Origin of the sequence: Bordetella tumulicola (assembly GCF_965138755.1) — a bacterium.
In the GTDB taxonomy this organism is placed as follows: domain Bacteria; phylum Pseudomonadota; class Gammaproteobacteria; order Burkholderiales; family Burkholderiaceae_B; genus Bordetella_A; species Bordetella_A tumulicola.
In genome coordinates, this window is the sequence record NZ_CBCSFP010000011.1 from 151,227 (window position 1) to 172,710 (window position 21,484).

At 61.6% G+C, this 21,484-nt stretch carries 14 protein-coding genes and 2 pseudogenes; 5 read left to right on the top strand and 11 right to left on the bottom strand.

Annotated features, from left to right (window positions below; translation table 11 throughout):
* Positions 1 to 18: 18 nt before the first annotated feature.
* The 9 genes and pseudogenes from ACNAZS_RS21945 to ACNAZS_RS21985 form a co-directional block, all read right to left on the bottom strand.
* Positions 19 to 2,127: a TonB-dependent siderophore receptor gene (locus ACNAZS_RS21945; RefSeq protein WP_415792642.1), complete on the bottom strand. Its 2,109-nt coding sequence runs from the start codon at positions 2,125 to 2,127 to the stop codon at positions 19 to 21.
* A gap of 151 nt (positions 2,128 to 2,278) precedes the next feature.
* The gene (locus tag ACNAZS_RS21950; protein ID WP_415792643.1) at positions 2,279 to 3,967 is read right to left on the bottom strand and encodes an AMP-binding protein; all 1,689 of its coding nucleotides are present in this window, start codon (positions 3,965 to 3,967) and stop codon (positions 2,279 to 2,281) included.
* 32 nt (positions 3,968 to 3,999) lie between these two features.
* Positions 4,000 to 5,196 carry an acetyl-CoA C-acyltransferase gene (locus ACNAZS_RS21955; protein ID WP_415792645.1) on the bottom strand — a complete coding sequence of 399 codons (1,197 nt, stop codon included), beginning with the start codon at positions 5,194 to 5,196 and terminating at the stop codon, positions 4,000 to 4,002.
* A 40-nt stretch (positions 5,197 to 5,236) separates the two neighbouring features.
* Positions 5,237 to 5,749 (bottom strand): annotated as a pseudogene (locus ACNAZS_RS21960) (3-hydroxyacyl-CoA dehydrogenase); the annotation flags it as partial.
* Position 5,750: 1 nt separating this feature from the next.
* Positions 5,751 to 7,630: pseudogene (locus ACNAZS_RS21965) on the bottom strand (3-hydroxyacyl-CoA dehydrogenase/enoyl-CoA hydratase family protein); the annotation flags it as partial.
* 78 nt (positions 7,631 to 7,708) lie between these two features.
* Positions 7,709 to 8,998: an OmpP1/FadL family transporter gene (locus ACNAZS_RS21970; RefSeq protein ID WP_415792646.1), complete on the bottom strand. Its 1,290-nt coding sequence runs from the start codon at positions 8,996 to 8,998 to the stop codon at positions 7,709 to 7,711.
* Between the two features lie 88 nt (positions 8,999 to 9,086).
* Positions 9,087 to 11,045: a 3-hydroxyacyl-CoA dehydrogenase NAD-binding domain-containing protein gene (locus ACNAZS_RS21975; protein WP_415792647.1), complete on the bottom strand. Its 1,959-nt coding sequence runs from the start codon at positions 11,043 to 11,045 to the stop codon at positions 9,087 to 9,089.
* A complete protein-coding gene (locus tag ACNAZS_RS21980) occupies positions 11,045 to 12,418 on the bottom strand; it encodes an acetyl-CoA C-acetyltransferase (protein ID WP_415792648.1) in 1,374 nt (457 codons plus the stop codon). Before ACNAZS_RS21980 ends, ACNAZS_RS21975 begins: the two co-directional genes overlap by 1 nt.
* A 109-nt stretch (positions 12,419 to 12,527) precedes the next feature.
* Positions 12,528 to 13,187, bottom strand: a complete 660-nt coding sequence (locus tag ACNAZS_RS21985) for a TetR/AcrR family transcriptional regulator (protein ID WP_415792649.1) — start codon at positions 13,185 to 13,187, stop codon at positions 12,528 to 12,530.
* Positions 13,188 to 13,445: 258 nt separating this feature from the next.
* On the opposite strand from ACNAZS_RS21985, the gene epsC reads away from it, so the two are divergent.
* Both epsC and ACNAZS_RS21995 read left to right on the top strand, forming a co-directional pair.
* Positions 13,446 to 14,393, top strand: coding sequence for a serine O-acetyltransferase EpsC (gene epsC / locus ACNAZS_RS21990; protein WP_415792650.1), 948 nt, complete (start codon positions 13,446 to 13,448; stop codon positions 14,391 to 14,393).
* A 15-nt stretch (positions 14,394 to 14,408) separates the two neighbouring features.
* Complete coding sequence (locus tag ACNAZS_RS21995) at positions 14,409 to 15,281, top strand: NAD-dependent protein deacetylase (RefSeq protein WP_415792651.1); 873 nt, start codon at positions 14,409 to 14,411, stop codon at positions 15,279 to 15,281.
* A 131-nt stretch (positions 15,282 to 15,412) separates the two neighbouring features.
* Here ACNAZS_RS21995 and ACNAZS_RS22000 read toward each other — a convergent pair whose 3' ends face one another.
* Both ACNAZS_RS22000 and ACNAZS_RS22005 read right to left on the bottom strand, forming a co-directional pair.
* A complete protein-coding gene (locus ACNAZS_RS22000; RefSeq protein WP_415792652.1) occupies positions 15,413 to 16,261 on the bottom strand; it encodes an inositol monophosphatase family protein in 849 nt (282 codons plus the stop codon).
* 93 nt (positions 16,262 to 16,354) lie between these two features.
* Positions 16,355 to 17,266: a DUF72 domain-containing protein gene (locus ACNAZS_RS22005; protein ID WP_415792653.1), complete on the bottom strand. Its 912-nt coding sequence runs from the start codon at positions 17,264 to 17,266 to the stop codon at positions 16,355 to 16,357.
* 150 nt (positions 17,267 to 17,416) lie between these two features.
* On the opposite strand from ACNAZS_RS22005, the gene ACNAZS_RS22010 reads away from it, so the two are divergent.
* The 3 genes from ACNAZS_RS22010 to ACNAZS_RS22020 all read left to right on the top strand — a co-directional run bounded on the left by ACNAZS_RS22010 (position 17,417) and on the right by ACNAZS_RS22020 (position 21,447).
* Positions 17,417 to 19,495, top strand: a complete 2,079-nt coding sequence (locus ACNAZS_RS22010; RefSeq protein WP_415792654.1) for an ATP-dependent helicase — start codon at positions 17,417 to 17,419, stop codon at positions 19,493 to 19,495.
* 75 nt (positions 19,496 to 19,570) lie between these two features.
* Entirely contained in the window at positions 19,571 to 20,575 is a 1,005-nt protein-coding gene (locus tag ACNAZS_RS22015; protein WP_415792655.1) for a magnesium and cobalt transport protein CorA, read from the top strand.
* Positions 20,576 to 20,691: 116 nt separating this feature from the next.
* Positions 20,692 to 21,447 (top strand): thermonuclease family protein, encoded by a 756-nt coding sequence (locus ACNAZS_RS22020; protein WP_415792656.1) that lies wholly within the window; start codon positions 20,692 to 20,694, stop codon positions 21,445 to 21,447.
* Positions 21,448 to 21,484: the final 37 nt, after the last annotated feature.

The window sequence follows — 21,484 nt, forward strand, 5'->3', positions numbered from 1 at the left end:
ACGGCCGCCCGGATTGCATCAGAACCGATACGCCGCACTTAGCGTTACCGTGCGGCGCTGGCCGTAAAAGCAATCGCCGCGTTTCAGGCACGTGACCTCGTAGGTTTTGTCCGCGATATTGTTGACGTTCAACGCGTAGCGCCACGGACCGCTATCGTAGGCCAGCATCGCATCAAACAGCGTGACTGAGGGCGTTTCGGGGGCATTGCCATCTGTGAATGAACCGAGGTAGCGCACGCCTGCACCCGCCGAAAACCCGGACAGGTTGGCGACCGCAAAGCGATACTTGCCCCATAGTGACGCCATGTGTTTGGGCACGGGCTCCAACTGGGGATCGATGTCGGTGTAGATGTAGTTGGCGATCACATCGATCTGCTTGGTCACGCTGCCACGTAGTTCTAGTTCGACGCCACGCGTACGGGTTTTGCCGGCCTGGATTTGATTGTTGGGGTTGGAGGGATCCGGTGCCTGGCGGTTCTTCTCGCGCAGGTCATAAGCAGCCGCCGTGAACTGCAGGTCCTGGTTCGGGGGCATGTATTTCAAGCCCAGTTCCCATTGTTTGCCGCGCATGGGTTTCCAGCGATTGCTGTAGAAGTCCGTGCCGCCGATGGGCGTAAAGGATTCGCTGTAGCTGATGTACGGCGAAAGGCCGTTGTCGGCCGCGTAGAGCAGGCCAAAGCGCTTGGTGGTGGCATTGTCGACTTCGCGATCGCTGCCTTCGATGTCCGTTTGCGCCCGATCATGACGGATGCCCGCCAGGAATATCCAGTTGCGATAACGCATCTGGTCCTGCGCGTAAAAACCCATTTGCTGTTGTACGGTCTTGGGCGTATCGGCGAGGTCATACTCGGGGATGTTGCCGTAGATGGGGTGATACACATTCAACGGACTGCCCATGCCCGAGACCTCCTGCCCGGTCTCGCGATAACGGCTGTAGTCAAAGCCGAACAACACCGTGTGCTCGGTCTGCCCCCAGTTCAGTTTGCCTTCCAGGTTTTGATCGACCAACAAGGTGCGCATGCGGGGCTTGTGGACATAAAAGTATCGATTGAGCGTGGTCTGCTCGGGGTCGATGTAGGGGGCTTCGGGATTCCAGTAGGAGTCGGGATAGAGGGATTTGTAGTCGACCTTGCTGATGGTGTTGCGAAAGTTCTGACGTACCGTCCAGCGGTCGTTGAATTGGTGTTCGAACAGCCAGCCCACGCTGAATTGCTCGGTGTCATAGGCATCAAAGCCTGGTTCGCTGACAAAGCGGCGCGTCGGGATCTGGCCGTTGGGGTTGTCGCTGACGGTACCTTGCCAGGGTAAAAATGATTGGGTGGTTCCCGCCTTGTCTTTTTGGAAATAGCCCTGAAATGTCAGCGATGTAGCGGCGCTGGGTTGCCAAGTGAGCGAGGGCGCGAGCAGTAGCCGGTCGTCGGTGGCGTATTGCACTTGTGTATCGCTTTCACGGGCTACGGCAATAATGCGGTACAGCCATTGGCCGTCTTCAGTGACCGGGCCGGTCAGGTCGGCCTGGATTTCTTTGCGATTGTGATTGCCGAGAATCACCCCGATTTCGTGCTGGGCTTCGGGTTGGGGACGTTTGCTCACGAGGTTGAGCACGCCACCGGTGCTGCCCTGGCCATACAGCATCGACGACGGACCGCGCAGCAGTTCCAATCGTTCCAGCGCATAGATTTCGGTGCGGGGGTTGTTGTAGCTGAAAAACTGGCGCAATCCGTCCAGGTACTGAACGGGCTCGACACCTCGCACGCGAACGTAGTCGGCTCGGTTGTCGACCCCATAGGCGTTGGGGCGTACGCCGGCCGCATAGTTCAGGGCATCTTGTACGTTTTGAGCACCTTGGTCGACGAACTGATCGCGCGGGATCACGGTGATAGCTTGCGGGGTTTCGAGCAGGGGCGTGTCGGTTTTGGTGCCAGTGGCGCTACGGGTGGGCACGTAGCCATAAACGGGGCTGGTCGCCGTCGCCTGCGAACCGGTGATGGTCACCGTGGGCAGGGTGGCCGCGGTGTTAGCGTTTTCTTGGGCCTGTGCGGCAAAGGAGGGCAGGCTGGCGGCTACGATTGCCAAAGTAAGGGGGGAGACCTTGCGGGCTGGTACAGCGGGCGAAGGATGTTTCAAGGGGATTCCTAATTTATGCGAATATGTTTGATAATAAAAATGAGTCGCATTTATTTTATAGAATAATATGGCAATTGTCCGGCGCGACAGACGCTTGTTTACCCTGATAGCTCGGGTTGCCGGGTCAGGGCCCGGCGAAGCAATGTGACGGCTATCGCGGCGCCGCAGCGGATGATTGTGTCGCGGCGGGCCGGAGTTCTCGTCTCAGGATTTTGCCCACGGCGCTGCGGGGCAATGCATCCCGAAATTCGACGTGACGCGGCACCTTGTAGCCCGTTAAATGTTGGCGGCAATGGGCGATCAAGGTCTGGGCATCGAGGGCGGGATCATTGCGGATGACGAAGAGCTTGACGGCTTCGCCAGAGCGTTCGTCCGGGACGCCGACGGCGGCGACTTCGCGTACGCCGGGATGCAGAGCGGCGGCGTCTTCGACCTCGTTCGGATAGACGTTGAAGCCCGACACCAGGATGAGATCTTTTTTGCGGTCGACCAGATAGACGTCGCCGCGTTCATCAACGTAGCCGATGTCGCCGGTACGCAGAAAACCGTCGGGATAAAAGACCAGTGCGGTTTCCTCGGGGCGATTCCAGTAGCCGGACATCACCTGTGGGCCGCGCACGCAGAGTTCGCCGGTGTCGCCTTGGGCAAGCTCGCGGCCATCGTCGTCGCGGATGGATAATTCGGTGGACGGCACCGGCAGGCCGATGGAGCCGGTGAAGGTCTCCACATTCAACGGGTTCAGCGTCACGGCGGGAGAGGTCTCTGTCAGTCCATAGGCCTGGCATAGCGAGACACCGGTGACGTCACGCCATTGTTGCGCGACGGCGCGTTGGACAGCTATGCCGCCCGCCAGGGTGATGCGCAACTGAGAGAAATCGAGCTTGGCAAAGTCGGGGTGATTCAGCAGCGCGCGAAACAAAGTGTTGACGCCAGTGATCACGGAAAACGGCGTGTTGCGCAGGGCTTTGATCAGGGCAGGCAGATCGCGTGCGTCCGGAATCAGCAGGTTGCGCGCACCCAGTTTGATGGAGATCAGGCAATTCGCAGTCAGGGCGAACACGTGGTAGAGCGGCAAGGCGGTGACGATGCATTCGACCCCCTCGCGCAGATGGTTGCCTACCCAGGCGTGTGCCTGGTGCAGGTTAGCCAGCATGTTGCCATGGCTCAGTACCGCGGCTTTTGCCACACCCGTCGTCCCGCCGGTGTATTGCAGAAAGGCCGGATCGGCACGCGTCAGCATGGGCGGACGTAAAGGCAGGGGATGACCCTCGGACAGGGCTCGACGTAGACGTACGGCGCCGGGCAAGGACCACGTGGGGACTTTGTGCTTGACATGGCGCACCACCAGATCGATGACACGCCCTTTGAGGGGGCCCAGCAGTTCGCCGATCGAGGTAGTGACAATGTGCCGCAGTGCCGTGTGCGGCAAAGCCTGTTGCAGCGTATGCGCAAAGTTGTCGGCCACGACGATGGCCTGTGCGCCGGCGTCACGGAGTTGATGCGCGAGTTCGTGCGCGGTGTAGAGCGGGTTGCAGTTCACGACGACACAACCCGCGCGCAATGCCCCGAACAGGCAGACGGGATATTGCAGCAGATTGGGCAACATCAGCGCGACACGATCACCTTGTCGCAGACCACGCGATTGCAACCAGGCGGCAAAATCGCGTGACAGGCGATCAAACTGCGCATAGCTCAGGGTCGTGCCCAGGCTGGTATAGGCGGGCCGGTCGGGGAAACGCCGATAACTGTCATCCAGGATCGTGAGCAGCGATGCGCAGTCCGAGATGTCGATGTCGGCGGGTACGCCAGGCGGGTAGTGATCGAGCCAGATGCGTTCCATAGGAGACTAAGCGATGGATCTGGAGGAGAGGGTTATAGCGCCTCGAAAATGCCCGCCGCGCCCATGCCTGTGCCCACGCACATCGTCACCATGCCGTATTTGCCGCCCGTGCGCCGCAGGCCGTGTATGACCGTGGCGGTGCGAATGGCGCCGGTGGCGCCCAAGGGGTGGCCGAGGGCAATGGCGCCACCCAAGGGGTTGACCTTGGCCGGGTCGAGATCCAGATCGCGCATGACGGCCAGTGATTGCGCGGCAAAGGCTTCGTTCAGCTCGATCCAGTCCAGGTCTTGCTGGGCAATGCCAGTCTGGGCCAGCGCCTTGGGGATCGCCATTTTGGGGCCGATGCCCATGATTTGCGGAGGAACGCCCGCGACGGAGAATCCGACAAAACGGGCGAGCGGCGCCACGTTGAGTTCGCGCAAGACGCGTTCGGACACCAGCACGACGGCAGCAGCGCCGTCCGACATCTGCGAGCTGTTGCCCGCAGTGACGGAGCCGCGTGCCGCAAAGACCGGTCGCAGTTTGGCGAGAGCAGCGGCATCGGTGTCAGGGCGGGGACCCTCGTCACGCTCGGCGCGTTTTTCGAGGGTGCGTACAGACCCTGCTTCACCGGGCAGGTGGTGCACTATTTGATAGGGTGTGATCTCGGCATCGAAATGCCCCGCCGCGATGGCGGCGCAGGCTTTTTGATGCGAGGCGAGGGCAAATGCATCCTGATCTTCGCGCGAGACTTTCCATTGCGCGGCGACTTTTTCGCCCGTCAGGCCCATGCCGTAGGCCATGCCCAGGTTTTCATCGTGCGCGAAAATTTCCGGATTGATGGCGACTTTATTGCCCATGATTTGCGGCATGGCGCTCATGGATTCGGTGCCAGCGGCAATCATGACATCGGCAAGGCCCAGGCGGATCCGTGCCGCAGCATCCGCGACGGCCTGCAGGCCCGAGGCGCAAAAACGATTGACGGTGACACCGGGAACATTGTCGGGCAGGCCGGCCAGCAGCAGGCTCATGCGCGCCACGTTCATGCCTTGCTCGGCCTCGGGCATGGCGCAACCGACGATGACGTCTTCGACGCGCGCAGCGTCCAGAGAGGGGACCTGTGCCAACGCAGCGCGCAGGACGGCCGCCAGAAGATCATCGGGACGGGTCGTGGCGTACTGGCCGTTGCGCTTGCCGACAGGCAGGCGGGTGGCGGCGATGATGTAGGCGTCTTGAATCTGTTTGCTCATCAGATGCTCCGATCTTTACGAGGCGATGTGGGTGACGGCGTCAGTTGCGTAGCGGCTTGCCCGTTTCCAGCGTGTGCTGGATGCGGGCCTGCGTTTCGGCGGTGCGAAGCAACGCGACGAACTCGCGGCGTTCAACGGCGAGCAACCAGTCCTCGTTGACACGCGTGCCGGCCTCGACTTCGCCACCGCATAGCGCGACGGCTGCACTGCGTGCGACTTTGTAATCGTGGGCGCTGATCATGCCGCCTTCGCGCATGTTGATCAGCACCATTTCAAAGTTCGCAATGCCTGTGCGGCCGGCGACGGGGATATGGGTCACGGGAAGTGGTGGCGTATGGCCGACATCGGCCGCCGCACGGGCCTGTCGAATGGCGACCCAGAGCAACTCGTCGGGATGAAACACGATCTTGTCGTGCGCTTGTGCGTAACCCAAATCGATCGCTTGCAGCGCGCTTTTGGAGACCTGCGCGGTCGCAATATTCTGGAACACCGGTTGCAAATACGGAAAGACCTCGCTGGGTGTCGCCGTGGTCGCCGCGAGCGCGGCGGCGCGNGCGGCGAGGGCCGCACTTCCGCCGCCTGCGGGGATAAGTCCCACACCGGCCTCAACCAGTCCGATGTAGCTTTCCAGCACCAGGGCGCGATGGCTGCAATGCATCAGGAATTCACAACCGCCGCCGAGTGCCATGCCCTGCACGGCAGCAACGGTCGGGACGCGAGCGTCGCGCAGGGAGAGCGACGCTCGCTGGAATTTTTCTACCGTGGCCTCCAGTACGTCGAACTGGCCCGCGGTGCACGCTTGCACGACTTGGGACAGGTTGGCGCCGACGGCAAAAGGCGCGTCATGCCACAGGACCAGGGCATCCAGGTTTTGTTCGCAGTGGGCGACGGCATGCAGCACCCCATCCAGGACTTCATCACCGATGCTGTGCATTTTGGAGGTGAATGACAGGATGCCGACGCCAGGGTCGAATTCGGGCAGATGCCACAAACGCACGCCCTGGTTTTCCCACAAGGTGGCGCCGCGCGGTGTCGGCATTTCGCCCACCAGCGTTTCGGGAAAGAGCTGGCGTGCATAGACCGGCAGCGTCGAGCGCGGTTGTTGCTTGCCGTCTCGCGCCGAGTACGAGCCTTTTGCGTCGTGCACACCTTGGCGATCGCTTTCTTGTACCCAGTCCGGCAGAGGGGCATCGCTCATGGCCTGTCCGGCGGCGATGTCTGCCGCGACGGCCTCGGCGATGGGACGCCAGCCCGCGGCCTGCCACGTTTCGAAGGGACCTTGTGACCAGCCAAAGCCCCAGCGCATGGCCAGATCCAGATCGCGCGCGTTGTCAGCGATGTGCCCGAGTTGGCAGGCGCTGTAATGAAAGATATCCCGGAACAGGCTCCACAGGAACTGCGCCTGAGGGTGCCTACTGGCGCGCAGCGCGGCAAAGCGTTGTGCGGGGTCGCGCTGTTTCAGGATGGCGTCGACCTCGTCGGCGATAGTGCCCGCCGAGGGGCGATAATCGCCCGCGGCCGGGTCCAGTACCTGAATCTCTTTGTTGACCTTGCGATAGACGCCAACGCCGCTTTTTTGGCCTAGCGCGCCACGTTCGATCAGCGCGTTTAGCCAGGCGGGCAGTTGAAAGTACCGGTGCCAGGGGTCCGACGGGAGTTTGTCGCGCATGGTGGCGACGACATGGGCGAGCGTATCCAGGCCGACGACGTCGGCGGTGCGGTAGGTGGCGCTTTTGGGGCGGCCTATTTTGGGGCCGGTCAATGCATCGACTTCGTCAAAACCCAGGCCCAGGCGTTCGGTATGGTGCAGAGCGGCCAAAATGGAGAAAACACCGATGCGGTTGGCCACAAAGTTCGGTGTGTCCAAGGCGCGGATGACTCCCTTGCCCAGACTCGTGGTCAACCAGCTTTCCAGATGGTCGACCACGTCCGCGCGGGTGTGGCGCGTGGCGATCAGTTCAACCAGACGCATGTAGCGTGGCGGGTTGAAAAAGTGCACGCCGCAGAATCGGGCGCGCAGATTTTCGGGCAGATTATCGGCCAGCTCACCGATCGCCAGGCCGGAGGTATTGGACGCCAGGATCGCATCGGGCGAAACATGCGGTGCGATGCGTTCGTATAGCGCGGTCTTCCAGTCCATGCGCTCTGCAATCGCTTCGATGACCAGGTCGCAATCCGGCAGGTGTGCGAGATGGTCGTCGTAGTTGGCGGGCGTGATCAAGGCCAGGCGGGACGGGCTCGCCAAGGGAGCGGGCTCCAGTTTCTTCAGCCCGGCCAGCGCCTTGTTGGCGATCCCGTTGCGCTCGCCTTCCTTGGCCGTCAAATCGAACAGGATGACGGGAATCCCCGCATTGGCCAAGTGGGCGGCGATCTGTGCGCCCATGACCCCGGCGCCGAGCACGGCGGCGTGTTTGACAATGAACTTGCTGCTCAAAGTTGTCTCCTCGGTAGGCAGCGCGCTGCGCTGCCGGCTTGCAGTTGCGGTCCCGCTACGGCGCACGCGTCGCGGCAATCAGAAGCGAGTCGACACCTGGATGCCCAGGATATTCCCGCTGCTGTTGTACTGCCCCGCGACGCGCCCCTTGGACAGTGCGTCGCCAGAGTCCGTGTCGATGTTGGCATCGCGCAGGTACAGATAGGTATAGCCTACGTCGATTTGCGTGTCTTTGCTTACCGCATACTGTACGCCTGTTGAGAACCACCAGCGATCCGTGTCAGGCAGTGAGGTAGGGCGATCGGCCGGGTTGTGCACGGGCGATTGATCCCAAGCGACACCAAAGCGCCATTTCCATTTCGGGGCAAATTTATAATTCGCGCCCAGGGCGACTCGCCACGTATCGCGAAAATCCAGCGGCAACGTATCGGTCGGCCCGCCGTCATTTTCAATCTTCAACTCGGACAGCGTGCTCCAGCCCGTCCACGAAATATCCCCCAGCAATTCCCAGCGTTCATTCAATTGGTGTACGGCGCTGAGAATCAGCGAGTCCGGCAGGCTGACGTTGGTGCTGGCGTCATAAGACAGAGATCGTCCTGGCGCAAAGCCATCAATGTCGGTATCGCCGTCGGGGCTATGGCGTATCTTGGATCGATACGCGAGCCCGATACGCGTGTCTTCGGTGGGTTGCAGCATCAGGCCAATGTTCCAGCCCCAGGCATCGCCTTTCAGATTCAGGTCGGCATCGCCGGGCAGGTAGAGCGCGCCGGGGACCACGGGCACGACGACTTTCTTTTTGTATTGCGCATCAATGTGTTGCCAGTTCAGGCCTGCCCCTATCGAAAACTGTTCGCTGACCTTGTAGGCAATCGAGGGGTTGATATTGATGGTTTTGATGTCGAATTTGTTGGAGTGATATTGACCTACCCAATCATCATCGTACTCGGTCATCAAGCCAAAGGGTGCACCGACACCGAGTCCGACGAACCACTTCTCGCTGACCTGCCAGGAAAAGTACGCATTGGGAACGATGCCCAGGTTGCCAGCGTCACCACCATTTCCGCCGGTGGGGGCGCCGCCGCCGAGCGCGGTTGGATTGCGGCTATCGCCGTTGTCGCTGAATTCGAACGACGGCAAAATGGCGTTCACACCGGCAGAGATATTGAAGCCTGGCAAATAGGTCATGCCAGCGGGATTGTAGAAAATGGTGCTGGCGTTCTCAGCGATGGCAGCCGAACCGGCATAGGCGTTGCCCAGCCCACTGGCATTTTGTTCCATCAACTGAAAGCCGGCGGCGTGCACGGTGCTCACGCAGCCAGCGGCAATGGCGACAGACAAAGTTTTCAAAGCCCACGGTGTGTTACGCATGATTGACTCCCTCTCCTTTATTCATGGTGAACTTCCTCTCCTCAGGTGTAGCGGTGGGACTGCAAATGGGACCTGTACGTTGGTCTTTTTATGTCGTCGTGTTGCGCAGCTTGCTATCTCGATAATGAAGGGGCCCGCCGGTGAAGGGCGCAAAGCCTGTGCCAAAAATCACACCGGCATCGGCCAGATCGGCATCGGCGATGACGCGCTGGTCGACTTGCTGTTGTGTGCGGGTAATGAGGTGTCCGATCAGTTGTTGAGCCAGGTCGGGCGGCGGAGTGCCCGAGGCATTTTTTTGAGCTTTGCCGTCTTTCCAGAGATAAAAACCGCGGCCCGTTTTGCGGCCCAGGTCGCCGCGGGCAATGCGTTCGGCCAGGCAACGTGGCGGTTCGGCTTGTTGGGTCAATTGCTGACCGGCAGCCATGGCGATGTCCAGGCCGACAGTATCGGCTAGCTCCAGCGGCCCCATGGGCATGCCAAAGTCCGTCATTGTGCGGTCGATGGTTTCGGGCGCGAGGCCCTCATCTACCTTTTGCATCGCGGCCAGCATATAGGGTGCCAAGACGGCATTGACCAGGAATCCCGGGGCATCGCGTACCGGCAGCGGCAGCTTGCCCAATTGCCCGACAAAGGCGCAGGCACGCGCCTGGTTGCCGTGTTCATCGGTGTCCGTCTGTACGACTTCTACCAGGGGCATTTGCGCGACGGGGTTAAAGAAATGAATGCCCACAAGCCGATGGGGCGCGGTCAGCCCCGTGCGCAAGGTGGCGAGTGACAAGCTCGACGTGTTGGTGGCCAGGATGGCGTCGGGCTTTAGCTTCGGCTCCAGGGATCGGTATAGCGCGTGTTTGGCGGCGGCTTGTTCGGTAATCGCCTCGATGACGATGTCCGCGCGTGTGACGCCGTCGCCTGCCGGATCGGGAATTAATCGGTCTGCAGCCTGCTTGGCCGCATACGGGTCTTTGAGCTTGCGCGCGAACAGCGTAGCGGCGCGGCCGATGGCAGGGGCGATACGGGCGGCATCCTGATCTTGTAGCGTCACGGTCATGCCCTTTAGGGCGCACCAGGCCGCAATATCTCCGCCCATGGTACCTGCACCGACAACATGTACATGACGCACGGGTGGCACGCCGTCGACGGCCTTGCCGCAGCCTTTCAGGCGCTCCTGCAAGCGGAAAACACGCAACAAGTTTCGCGCCGTATCCGAGGTCAGGATGCGATCAATGATCTGCGGCGCCTGCAAGGCGTTGCCGTTATGCTCCGACCACAGCGTGACAATTGCCGATGGGGCGGGATAGTGTCCTTGCGGGTCTTTGTCGCGGATCTGTTTATAGGCGCGTTTGGCCACCAGCGATTTGAACGGTCGGCTATTTAGCCAGCCGATGATGCCGCGTGCGCGATGCGCAGGTTGGCCCGACAGCACATGTTGCCGGGCCGCGCGGTTGGCGAGTCGCAGGGGTACCCGGGCATCGACCAATCCCAGTGTTGCCGCCTTGCGCGCGTCGGCAGGGCGCCCCGTCAACATCATGTCTAATGCGGCGGGCGGACCGATCAGGGCGGGCAGCCGCTTCATGCCTCCCCAACCGGGGAAGATGCCCAACATGACCTCAGGCAGCGCCAGGGAGGTCCCGGGCACGTCGACGGCGAGCCGATAGCGGCACGCCATGGCCAGCTCCAGCCCGCCACCGAGGCAGTGGCCCTGAATCAGCGCCAAGGTCGGGTATGGCACCGCAGCCAGTCGATTAAACAAGTGCCAGCCGCGTTCGACCAGCGAGTGGGCATCCTGGGGCGTATTGAGTTCGGCGAATTCGTCCACATCGGCGCCGGCGATAAAACCGGCGGCCTTGCCTGAGTGGATGATCAGACCTTTGGGGGGCGCGGCTTGCAGACGGTCCAGCGCCTGAGCCAATTCCGTCATGACGTCTGCAGACAATGTATTGACGGCGCGGTCGGCGCGATCAAGCCTCAGCCAGGCCAGGCCATCGTCATCGCGTTCCAGGTGCCAATGACGCCATGAGGGCTGCAAAAGAGCCATGGTGGAAGTCATTATCGGGCCTCCGTTTCAAGCAACATGGCGCCGCCTTGCCCGCCGCCAATGCAAATACTTGCCATACCGCGCCGCAAGCCGCGCGCGCGCAGCGATTGCAGCAGGTGCAGGACGATACGCGCGCCAGAGGCGCCGACCGGGTGGCCCAGCGCGATCGCGCCGCCTTCAACGTTGAGCCGTTCCTGATCCAGGACGCCCAGTGCCTCGGTGCCGAAGTGCTCGCGGCAATACGCGTCATCGTTCCAGGCGGCGAGACAGGCCAGGACCTGCGCCGCGAAGGCCTCATTGATTTCCCACAAATCCAGATCATTGAGCCCCAACCCATGTCGCTGCAGGATGGGCGTGGCTGCGTGGACGGGGCCGAGGCCCATCTGCGCGGGGTCCAGTGCGGCCCATTGTGAATCGACGATACGCCCCAGGGGTTGAAGATTCCAGCGTTTCACGGCGTCTTCCGAGGCCAAGAGCAGTAGCGCCGCGCCGTCCGTCACCTGCGAACTGTTGCCGGCGGTGATGTTGCCCCAGGGTTTGTCGAACACCGGGCGCAGTTTGGCCAGACGCTCGGGTGTCGAGTCGTCGCGCACGCCGTCGTCAATGGGATAGAGCGTGCCCCGGGAATCGATCAGCGGCACGATTTCGCTGGCAGTGGCAGTCGTAGCAGCAGTGGGCGTGGTGGTCGCGGATGATTCACGCGATGTATCGAGAGGGACGTCGAGGTCGGGCGCGGGGTTAGTCTGAGACCCCCGGGCGGCGAGCGCGCGGGTATGGCTGCGTGCCGCGTAGGCATCCATTTCGCGACGGCTGATCCCAAAGCGGGTGGCCAGGTTTTCCGCCGTTTGTCCCATTGATAGACCCACGACAGGGTCGGTCAGGCCTTTAAGCAGCCCAATGACCGGCGCCAGTCGCCGAAAAGGAAAACGCCGCAAATTTGCCAGTTTGTCGCCCATGCCACGGGCGCTGGACCAGCTTGCCAGCCAGCGTGTCATCTCGTCGGATACGAGCAGCGGCGCACGCGATAGGGCATCGACACCCCCCGCCAGCACTAACGAGGCTCGGCCCGTTTGAATGTTGGCCATCGCGCTATCCAGCGCCTGCATGCCCGATGCGCAGTTGCGCATGACGGTCCAGCCGGGAACGCGATGGCCGCAACCCAGGCGCAGCGCGATGACTCGGCCGATATTGACTTCGTCGGCCGAGGGTGCGGCGCAACCTACGACAACCTCGTCCAGGTCCGTGGGCGCAAAGGGCTGGCGCAGCAAGAGCGCCTGGCCGGCTTGTACCGCCAGGTCCGCCGCTGAAAAGGGCCCCGGCGCATTGCGTGCCTTGAGAAAGGGAGTACGCGCGCCGTCCACGACGTAAATGGGGGCGTGTGGCATAACAGCTCCTTCGCGTGGTTGTCCTAAGTCGTCTGGCATGGCGCGCCCGTTGTTGTGCGCGGATAGTCGTGCTGAGGGCGGCGTCGTCGCCGCGGGACGTGCGGGCGCGCTACGGAGGCAGCGGCGCGCGCAGGCCCCCAAGCAAAAAACTCATCAAACGCTGCAGCAATCGATCTGGATCGTGTGCCGAATCACTGTCCTCGGCGGCCCAGCCGATGACGGTTCGCAGGACTTCCGTGCCTATGATGGCATACGACGTTGCACCCAACATGAATTGAAAGCGCCAGATGATTTCCGCGCGCGGAACATCGGGCAATGCTTTAAACAGGGCGGCCTGATAGCGCTCCATCACGCTGGCGTATTCCGCCGCGACGAGCGTGCGGATAAAGCCCGTGGGGTCGATCATGGTGCGTTCGAGCAACGGCAGAAAATTTTTGCCGGCGTGATCGGGGCTGGCCGCCAATCGCAGCAGGGTGCCAAAAAAGGCATCCACAATTTGAGAGGGCTTGAGGGGGCTTCCCTGCGCACAGGTTTCCAGTTCATCCAGTTGGCGCAGTCGCTCCTGGTTCAGCACGGCCAGCCTACGCTTGAGGACGGCTTGTACCAGGGATTCTTTGGATCCGAAGTGATAGTTCACAGCGGCCAGATTGACATCGGCCTCGCTAGTGATCTGCCGCATCGAGGTCCCATCGAATCCTTGCTGCACAAACAGTCGTTCTGCCGTATCCAGAATGAGGTTGCGAGTGGAAGGGACACCGGAGTCGGCCATGGTTTGAATGTATTCAAACGTTCGTTTGAAAACAATATATAGGGAGTTCGTCGTCTGATCGAGTCCGCATTAACCCGTAGACGAGTGACAGGCAGAGGAGCCAAAACCCCACCGCGAGGCGGGTCGAGATCAGCAAAACGCGCGCGAGCGGTTACAGTTCATCAATAGTGCGCCGCCGTGGTATGCGACGCCTCCTTTTACAGAGATTCGCCATATGTTTGAATATATACCAGCCGTCATGACCGCAGGATTGCTGCTATGAATGATTCATCTCAAGCCCACTGGAATCTGGACCATATTGTTTCCGGTTTGCGCGATGCCCGTGTCGACTGGCGTGGGCCGCGCGGCCGCTTGCGCGAATCCGGGGGGGATCGCGAGTTTCCGTCGCAGCAAAGCCTGCGCGCCATCGTGCTGCAATTGTGCGGCGCCCTCTTTCCGATGCGACTGGGTCCCATCGATCTGCGTTCGGAAGTCGAGGACTTCTATGTAGGCCACACGATCGGCTCGGCGCTGGACGCCTTGTTGCATCAGGTCTGTCTAGAGTTGCATCACATGGGCCGCAACCAGACAGAACCAGAGTCTGATGAGAGTATGCGCGCGCGCGCGGCGCAGATCGTGCGGCAGTTTGGCGCGGCATTGCCGCAAGTCCGGCGTGCGCTGGATTTGGATGTGACGGCCGCCTACCAGGGAGACCCGGCTGCGCACAGCGTCGACGAGGTATTGCTGTGCTATCCCGGCGTCAGCGCCATGATCCACCATCGTCTGGCCAGCGTGCTGTACAAGCTGGGCGTACCGATGTTGGCGCGTATCGTGGCCGAGATTGCGCATGCCGATACGGGTATCGACATTCACCCCGGCGCCACGATAGGCAAGAGCTTTTTTATCGATCACGGGACGGGGGTGGTGATCGGTGAGACCGCCATCATCGGTGACCGCGTGCGGCTCTATCAGATGGTGACACTGGGCGCCAAACGTTTCCCGCCAGGCGAAAACGGAGAGCTCAAAAAAGGCTTGCCGCGTCACCCGATCATTGAAGACGATGTGGTGATTTATTCGGGCGCGACGATCCTGGGCCGGGTCACTATCGGCCGCGGCTCGGTGATCGGCGGTAACGTCTGGTTGACGCGCAGCGTGCCGGCAGAGAGCAATGTCACCCAGGCCAGTTTGGTCAACAACATGCCCAACTGTGGGCTGGGCGGTGCGTAAAGGGCTGTGGTAACGATGTCAGACCTGGCCGCGCTGGGCGCATTTATCGATCGACATACGCACCTGTTTGTCTTGACCGGGGCTGGCTGCAGTACCGGTTCGGGTATTCCGGATTATCGGGATGACGACGGCCAATGGAAGCGCAGCCCACCCATCGATTTTCAGTCGTTCATGGGCTCGTCGGCCATGCGGGCTCGTTATTGGGCGCGCAGCATGGTGGGCTGGCGCCGGTTTGGCTACGTCCAGCCCAACGCCGCCCATCGTGCCCTGGCCTGGCTGGAGCAACGCGGCAAGATTCGCCTGTTGGTGACACAGAACGTCGATGGCTTGCACCAGGCGGCCGGCAGCACCCGTGTGTTGGATCTGCACGGTCGCCTGGACGAGGTGCGCTGCATGCGCTGTGATTGGCGCGAGCCGCGGGCGGTCTGGCAAGCCCAACTGGACAGCCGCAATCCGGACTGGATGAATTTGGACGCCGCTGATGCGCCCGATGGTGATGCCGATCTCGAGGGTGTCGACTTTTCGCGTTTCGTCATTCCCGATTGCCCCCGGTGCGGCGGCATTGTCAAACCCGATGTCGTATTTTTTGGCGAGAGTATTCCGCCTGATCGCGGCGTGCAAGCACGCACGGCGCTGGAGCACGCCGATGCCGTGCTGGTCGTGGGGTCATCGTTGATGGTGCATTCGGGTTACCGGTATGTGCGGTCGGCGGCGCAGACCGGTCTGCCGATTGCCGCCTTGAACCTCGGGCGCACGCGAGCGGACAGTTTATTCAGTCTGAAAGTGTCGCAACCCTGTGCCGATGTCCTGGACGCCTTGTATGGCCCATTCGGTGCGCAGGCGGCGTTGGCTGCCGGAGAGGTGGCCCCGGATGCCATCTCGAAATGACCCGCACTGGTCAGTCTTTGTCGAAAGTCCTAAGTGCTTGATCACCTTTGTTTTTTTCGTGATGATCCCAAGCTGTCCATAGGGTTGTCCACAGAAACTGGGGATAAATCGCCAGCCTGCGGCTCCACACATCAGGTGGCGGGAAAGTCTTCGCCTAACAGGGCACGGCGCGCGGCGTGCCAACTGCCGACATCGGGCGCGTAGAGTAGCCCTCCGCTGCGATGCGTGGGTTTGTAGGGGCTGGCATCAAAGTGCGCAGAGAAGCCCCCGGCTTCGCGGTGTACCAGCCAACCGGCGGCGTGATCCCACGGGTCGAGCTTGTTGTACAGCATGATGTGGCAATGGCCGTTGGCGGCCAGGCGGTACTCGTGCGCCGCACAGCGCAGCGAGGCGGTTGAGCCCAGCGAGCCCAGATTGCCATTGACGGTGCTGCGCAGCGGCTCGGGTAAAAATCCGGTCGAGATCATGCCATCCATGTCCTGCGGCGGGACGGGGGGCGCGACTTTGAGCGGCGTTTGCGTGCCATTAGCCGTCTCGGACCAGGCGCCTTCGCCGCGCACGGCCATCGTCCACTCGTGGGTCACGGGGTCGTAGATCACGCCCGCCAGCACGTCGCCACGATGACAGACCGCGACCATCATGCCAAACAGCGGCAGGCCCGCCACGAAATTGCGAGTGCCGTCGATGGGATCGATCAGAAACGCCAGGTCGGCGTCGACCAGCATATTCAGCAGGGCGGGATTCCGTGACGCGGCTTCCTCGCCGACCATGACGGCACTGGGTTGTAGCTTGGCTAGACGCGCTGTAATAAAGCGCTCGGCGGCCTCGTCAGCTTCGGTGACCAGGTCTCGCGGTGAGCTTTTGGTCGAGATCGCATCAGCGGACAACCGGCGAAAGCGCGGCATGACTTCGGCTTGGGCGGCGTCGGCCAGGATAGCCGCAATGCGGCGGGTGTCTTCGCGAGTATAGGTGCGGCTCATGCTGGGCTCTGGAGAAGGGTGCACAAATCTAGCATGTTTGACGAGGAAGGATGCAGGTTGTGTCGCGATGTGGCGCATTCATGCGTATGTCCCCTAATGCGCGCCTAGTGCGGCGGCTAAGCCCGTCGCATTGCGCATACCCTGATCTTGATAGTTGGTATTCAGCACGGCGTGCGCCTGACGGACCTGTTGCGCCAGGCGTTTGAGCCGTTGGGCGAGTTCGGCAAGCTCGGCGGGCGAGTATTCGTACTGAAAGCGGCTCGATGAGGCGTTCGAGGCGTTGTTCCAGGTGGTGATATTACGCCCATGCAGGCGCAGCACCGCCAACTCGGGATGTGTGCTTTCCCAGACAGCGGGCACGGTATTGTCAAAGCCCTGAGGGGCGTCGACGACCGTATGCACCATGCCTGCCTCGCGCTCCAGCGCCAGTGTCCAGGCACTGGCCGCGGACGTCTCAAACCAGCTACGATGGCGAAACTCCACTGCCATCAGGTGTTCTTGCATGTAGCGACGGCATTCGTGGAGCCACGCCACGCCGTGCGCGTTCCTGTGTACCCACGGGGCAAACTGAAAGTGCACCGCAGCCAGTTTGCCCGTCATGCGCAAGGGCTCCAGGGCGATCAGAAAACGCCGCCAGAGTTCGCCCCGCAGCTCCGCAGGCAACTGGTGATAGAACACCATGGGGTCGGTCGACATGCCATCCGAATCATCGGCGAGCTCGCGCCGGATATCCATGGGCAACGCTTGCCGTGGCGCAGGATGCCCAGTAAACAGGCGGAAGGCTTTGACATGAAACACGAAATCGTCGGGTGTGCGGGTGGCCCATAAATGGGCCGTCTGGCCGTTCGGCATCCGGTAGTACGTGGCATCGACCTCGACCAGTTTGAATTGCGTCGCGTAGTAGCGCAGACGCGCCTCGGCCGTACGCGCGTGTGGCGGATAAAAGCGCTTGCAAGCGAGCAGCGTCGGGTCGGTCCAGGAGGCAGTGCCGGTCAGGATAGACATAGAGGTGGAGCGCGCAGGTCGGTGCGCGGCGATAGGCGATAGCAGGGAAGTTCCGTTATTATCTGTATAAATATACAGTGATTTTTGAACCTTTGGGGATCGCCGCGCGAGGGCTTTCACGCGTTCGTTCCACCCGTTAATGTTGCCATCATGACCCCCGACACCGATTATCTGTCCGACCTGAATCCGGCCCAGCGCGAGGCTGCCACGTTCGGGGTGGGCAATCCCGAGGCCCCCGCCTTGCTGGTCATCGCGGGCGCCGGATCGGGCAAGACCAGCACGCTGGCGCATCGCGTCGCTCATCTTGTGCTCAACGGCGCCGACCCGCAGCGCATGTTGCTGCTGACATTTTCACGCCGTGCGGCCCAGGAAATGGATCGCCGCGTGGGCCAGGTCCTGCAGCGCGTGATGAAACTGCACGCCACGCAGCAAGCACCTTCGCTGCCATGGGCGGGTACGTTTCATAGTATTGGCGCGCGCTTGCTACGCGACTGCGCGGGTCGCATAGGCCTATCTGAAAACTTCACTATTCATGATCGCAGCGATGCCGAAGACCTGATGGGGATGGTGCGGCACGAGCTCGGTTTGTCCGCGACGGCCGAACGCTTTCCTCTCAAGGGCACCTGCCTGGCGATCTATTCTCGCGTCATCAATAGTCAAGCCCCGGTGGCCGACGTGTTGAAACACGCGTTCCCCTGGTGCGCACAATGGGAGGACGCGCTCAAGCGCCTATTTGCGGCCTACGTCCAGGCCAAGCAGGACCAACAGGTCCTCGACTACGACGATTTGCTGTTGTACTGGTCCGAGATGATGCAAGACAGCGTGCTGGCGCACGATGTGGGCGCGCGTTTCGACCATGTATTGGTCGACGAATATCAGGACACCAATCGTTTGCAATGCGCAATCCTGCTCGCCATGAAACCCGACGGTCGTGGCTTGACCGTGGTGGGCGATGATGCGCAATCGATTTATTCTTTCCGCGCCGCGACCGTACGTAATATTCTGGACTTTCCCACGCAGTTTGCGCACCCTGCTCACGTCGTGACGCTGGAGCGCAACTATCGTTCGACGCAGCCGATTCTGGATGCCTCGAACGCCGTGATCGATCTGGCCAGCGAGCGCTACACCAAAAATCTCTGGACCGACCGCGAATCCTCGAGCCGCCCCGCGCTGGTCACCGTGAGCGACGAGGCCGGCCAGGCGCGTTGGGTGGCCGATCAGGTGCTGGCGCACCGCGAAGCCGGCGCGACCCTGAAATCCCAGGCTGTCCTGTTTCGCGCCTCGAATCACAGTGCCGCGCTCGAGCTCGAGCTCACGCGGCGCAATATCCCGTTCGTGAAGTTCGGCGGCCTGCGTTTTCTTGAGGCCGCGCATATCAAGGACGTATTGTCGATGCTGCGTTGGGCGGAAAATCCGCGTAGCCGTTTGGCGGGCTTTCGGGTAGCGCAGTTGCTACCGGGCATCGGGCCCGCGATCGCAGGTCGCTTGATGCAGGACCTGGCCGATGCGGCCGACCCCATGGCTGTACTGCATGCTTTTAAACCCGGTGCCGCCGCCAAAACCGACTGGAACGCCTTTGTCGAGACCTATGCGGCGCTGCGCAGCGCCGACGCGAGATGGCCCGCTGATCTGGATGTCGCGCTGCGCTGGTATGTGCCGCAACTCGAGCGCCTTTATGACGATGCGCGTGTACGTAAAATCGACCTTGATCAGTTATCGCGCATCGGCGCCGGGTACGGCAGCCGCGAGCGCTTTCTCACCGAATTGACGCTGGACCCGCCCGACGCCACCAGTGCCGAGTCCGGCCCGCCGTTGCGTGACGAGGACTACATGATCTTGTCCACCATCCACTCGGCCAAGGGGCAAGAGTGGAAATCGGTGTTTGTACTGAATGTCGTTGACGGTTGTATCCCCTCTGATATGAGCACGGGCACCGCCGACGAGATCGAAGAAGAACGGCGCCTGTTATATGTGGCGATGACGCGTGCCAAAGAGCAGTTGCAGTTGATCGTGCCGCAGCGCTTTTACGTGCATCAGCAAACCGGGTTGGGGGACCGGCACGTGTATGGGTCGCGCACCCGATTCATACCCGATGCGCTGTTACCGTTGTTCGAGGCGCTGCCCAAGCCGCCGACTTTGGCCGATCTGCCCTTTGGCCGCGGCGTGCTCCCAACGGAGTCGGCGCCGCGCATTGACGTCGCCCAACGGGTTCGCAAGTTGTTTAGCTGAGCTATCATGGCCTGGTTACCCGACGCGCGCCTTGCGCGCTGTCGGGCGTCCGAGCGTGCTATTGCGGAGGCTTGCATGTCGCATAAACACTCCATCCCCGCGTTGCCGCAAAACGAGGTGGTGGCATCGGTAGCGTATGTCCAGGGACAGCGTTCTCATGACGTGCCCATCGATGAGATCAAATTATGTCCCGTCCAAGAAGAAAACCTTCTCTGGATCGGATTGTGCAATCCCGATGCCGATTTGTTGCGGCGCGTAGCGGACGATCTGGGTGTGCGTCCTGGCGCGCGCAACGAAATGCTGGAGACACACCGTCGCCCCAAAATCATTGATTTTGGCCAGTGCGTGCTCGTGGTGGCGATTACGGTCGAGATCAATCAGGGCCGGCCGATTTTCGGCGAAACGCAGGTGGTCATTGGCCGAGGGTTTTTGTTGACCGTGCGGCGCGGCGCCTCGGCGACACATCGCGAATTGCGCGAGCGCCTGGAGTCGGCGCCAGATCTGTTGCGGCGCGGCAGCGACTACATCGCGTCGGAGCTGCTGGATCTGCTGGTCGATCGTTACCTGAGCGCCGCCGCCCAACTCGAAACGGTAGTCGAGGGGGCCGAGCAAAAATTGCTGATCCGGGGCGCCAAAGACTCCGATATTCGCAAGCTCTACCGGCAGCGCCGCGACTTGTTGCGCATCCACGCCGTCATCGCCCCGCTGGCGGAGATCTCGCGCCGGCTGTCCACGATGGAAATGTCGGTGATTGACGCGGACGCGCGGCCCAATTTTTCCGTGGTGGCGGACCGGGTATTGCGTGTCGATGAGTTCGTCAACGGGTTACGCGAGTCATTGGCCTTTGCGTTTGAGGCCAGCCTCATGATTGCGCAGTCTCAGCAAAATGACATTACCCGCCGGCTCGCAGCATGGGCCGCTATTCTGGCAGTGCCCACGGCGGTCGCGGGGATTTACGGCATGAACTTCGAATTCATGCCAGAGTTAAAGACACAATGGGGCTACCCGGTGACCCTGGGAGCGATCGCGACGGTGTGTTCAGTGCTGTATTGGCGGTTCCGTCGGGCGGGCTGGCTATAGGGCAGGGGCTTTTCGCTTCTTGCGCGGCGCTTAGGCGTGTTGTCGCGGGGTGGATGCCATTATCCTGCCAGAGCGCAAGCCCGATGAGACCTTTGAAGCCGGGTATGGCACACTGCGTGTCATCGTTTTTTTCGGAACCCTATATTTTGCGCAGGCAGTTTTCCTTGGGCCGACTCGGCCGCAAATTAGGTAGCGTCCTTGGCATTGCGCTGGTGGCCCTGGTGGTGCATTGGTTCCAGGGGACGTCCGATTCGACATCCCCGGACGTGCCAGCGACGGCAGACCGAGCGGGATCAACGCAGACATCGACGGGCGGGACGGGGCGGGCCAATGCCAATAGCCCGGTGCCGACAGCATCCCGTTCTGTGGCTTCCCCGAACGACAGCCCCGTGCCGCCGGGACGCACGGTCTTGACTGGTACGGTCACTAAAGTCGCCGATGGTGACACCGTGACCTTGCGGGTCAACGGTAAATCGCAACGCGTTCGACTGGACAGCATTGATGCGCCCGAGACGAATCACGGTGCCCAGGAGCCGGGGCAACCGTTTGCCGAGGCCGCTCAGCGGCATCTCGAAAAAATGGTCGGAGGGAAAACCGTGACCGCACAGTGCTACGAGCCCGATCAGTTCTCGCGCGAGCTATGCGCATTGATCTTGCCCGATGGCACGTCGGTGAATCGGGCGCAGGTCGCGGCCGGATATGCGTGGGCTTATACCGCCAGTCGGGGCGATTACCTGACCGACAAGGCGATGCGGGGCATTCAGGACCAGGCGCGTCGTGCCCGAGTGGGATTGTGGGTACAAGACGGGGCGGTCGAACCCTGGAAATGGCGCTACGAATGCTGGCGCAATCAGCGCTGCGGGTCGAAGTAGACCGATTTCGGGCGCCGCCGCTAGCGGGCTTTGCTAT

What these genes read in the sequence shown, in the direction of transcription:
- ACNAZS_RS21975 (WP_415792647.1), bottom strand. Translation starts at nt 11,045, where the DNA reads ATGACTTCCACCATGGCTCTTTTGCAGCCCTCATGGCGTCATTGGCAC.
- ACNAZS_RS21985 (WP_415792649.1), bottom strand. Translation starts at nt 13,187, where the DNA reads ATGGCCGACTCCGGTGTCCCTTCCACTCGCAACCTCATTCTGGATACG.
- ACNAZS_RS22000 (WP_415792652.1), bottom strand. Translation starts at nt 16,261, where the DNA reads ATGAGCCGCACCTATACTCGCGAAGACACCCGCCGCATTGCGGCTATC.
- ACNAZS_RS21955 (WP_415792645.1), bottom strand. Translation starts at nt 5,196, where the DNA reads ATGAGCAAACAGATTCAAGACGCCTACATCATCGCCGCCACCCGCCTG.
- ACNAZS_RS22010 (WP_415792654.1), top strand. Translation starts at nt 17,417, where the DNA reads ATGACCCCCGACACCGATTATCTGTCCGACCTGAATCCGGCCCAGCGC.
- ACNAZS_RS21950 (WP_415792643.1), bottom strand. Translation starts at nt 3,967, where the DNA reads ATGGAACGCATCTGGCTCGATCACTACCCGCCTGGCGTACCCGCCGAC.
- ACNAZS_RS21970 (WP_415792646.1), bottom strand. Translation starts at nt 8,998, where the DNA reads ATGCGTAACACACCGTGGGCTTTGAAAACTTTGTCTGTCGCCATTGCC.
- ACNAZS_RS21995 (WP_415792651.1), top strand. Translation starts at nt 14,409, where the DNA reads ATGTCAGACCTGGCCGCGCTGGGCGCATTTATCGATCGACATACGCAC.
- ACNAZS_RS21980 (WP_415792648.1), bottom strand. Translation starts at nt 12,418, where the DNA reads ATGCCACACGCCCCCATTTACGTCGTGGACGGCGCGCGTACTCCCTTT.
- ACNAZS_RS22005 (WP_415792653.1), bottom strand. Translation starts at nt 17,266, where the DNA reads ATGTCTATCCTGACCGGCACTGCCTCCTGGACCGACCCGACGCTGCTC.
- epsC (WP_415792650.1), top strand. Translation starts at nt 13,446, where the DNA reads ATGAATGATTCATCTCAAGCCCACTGGAATCTGGACCATATTGTTTCC.
- ACNAZS_RS22015 (WP_415792655.1), top strand. Translation starts at nt 19,571, where the DNA reads ATGTCGCATAAACACTCCATCCCCGCGTTGCCGCAAAACGAGGTGGTG.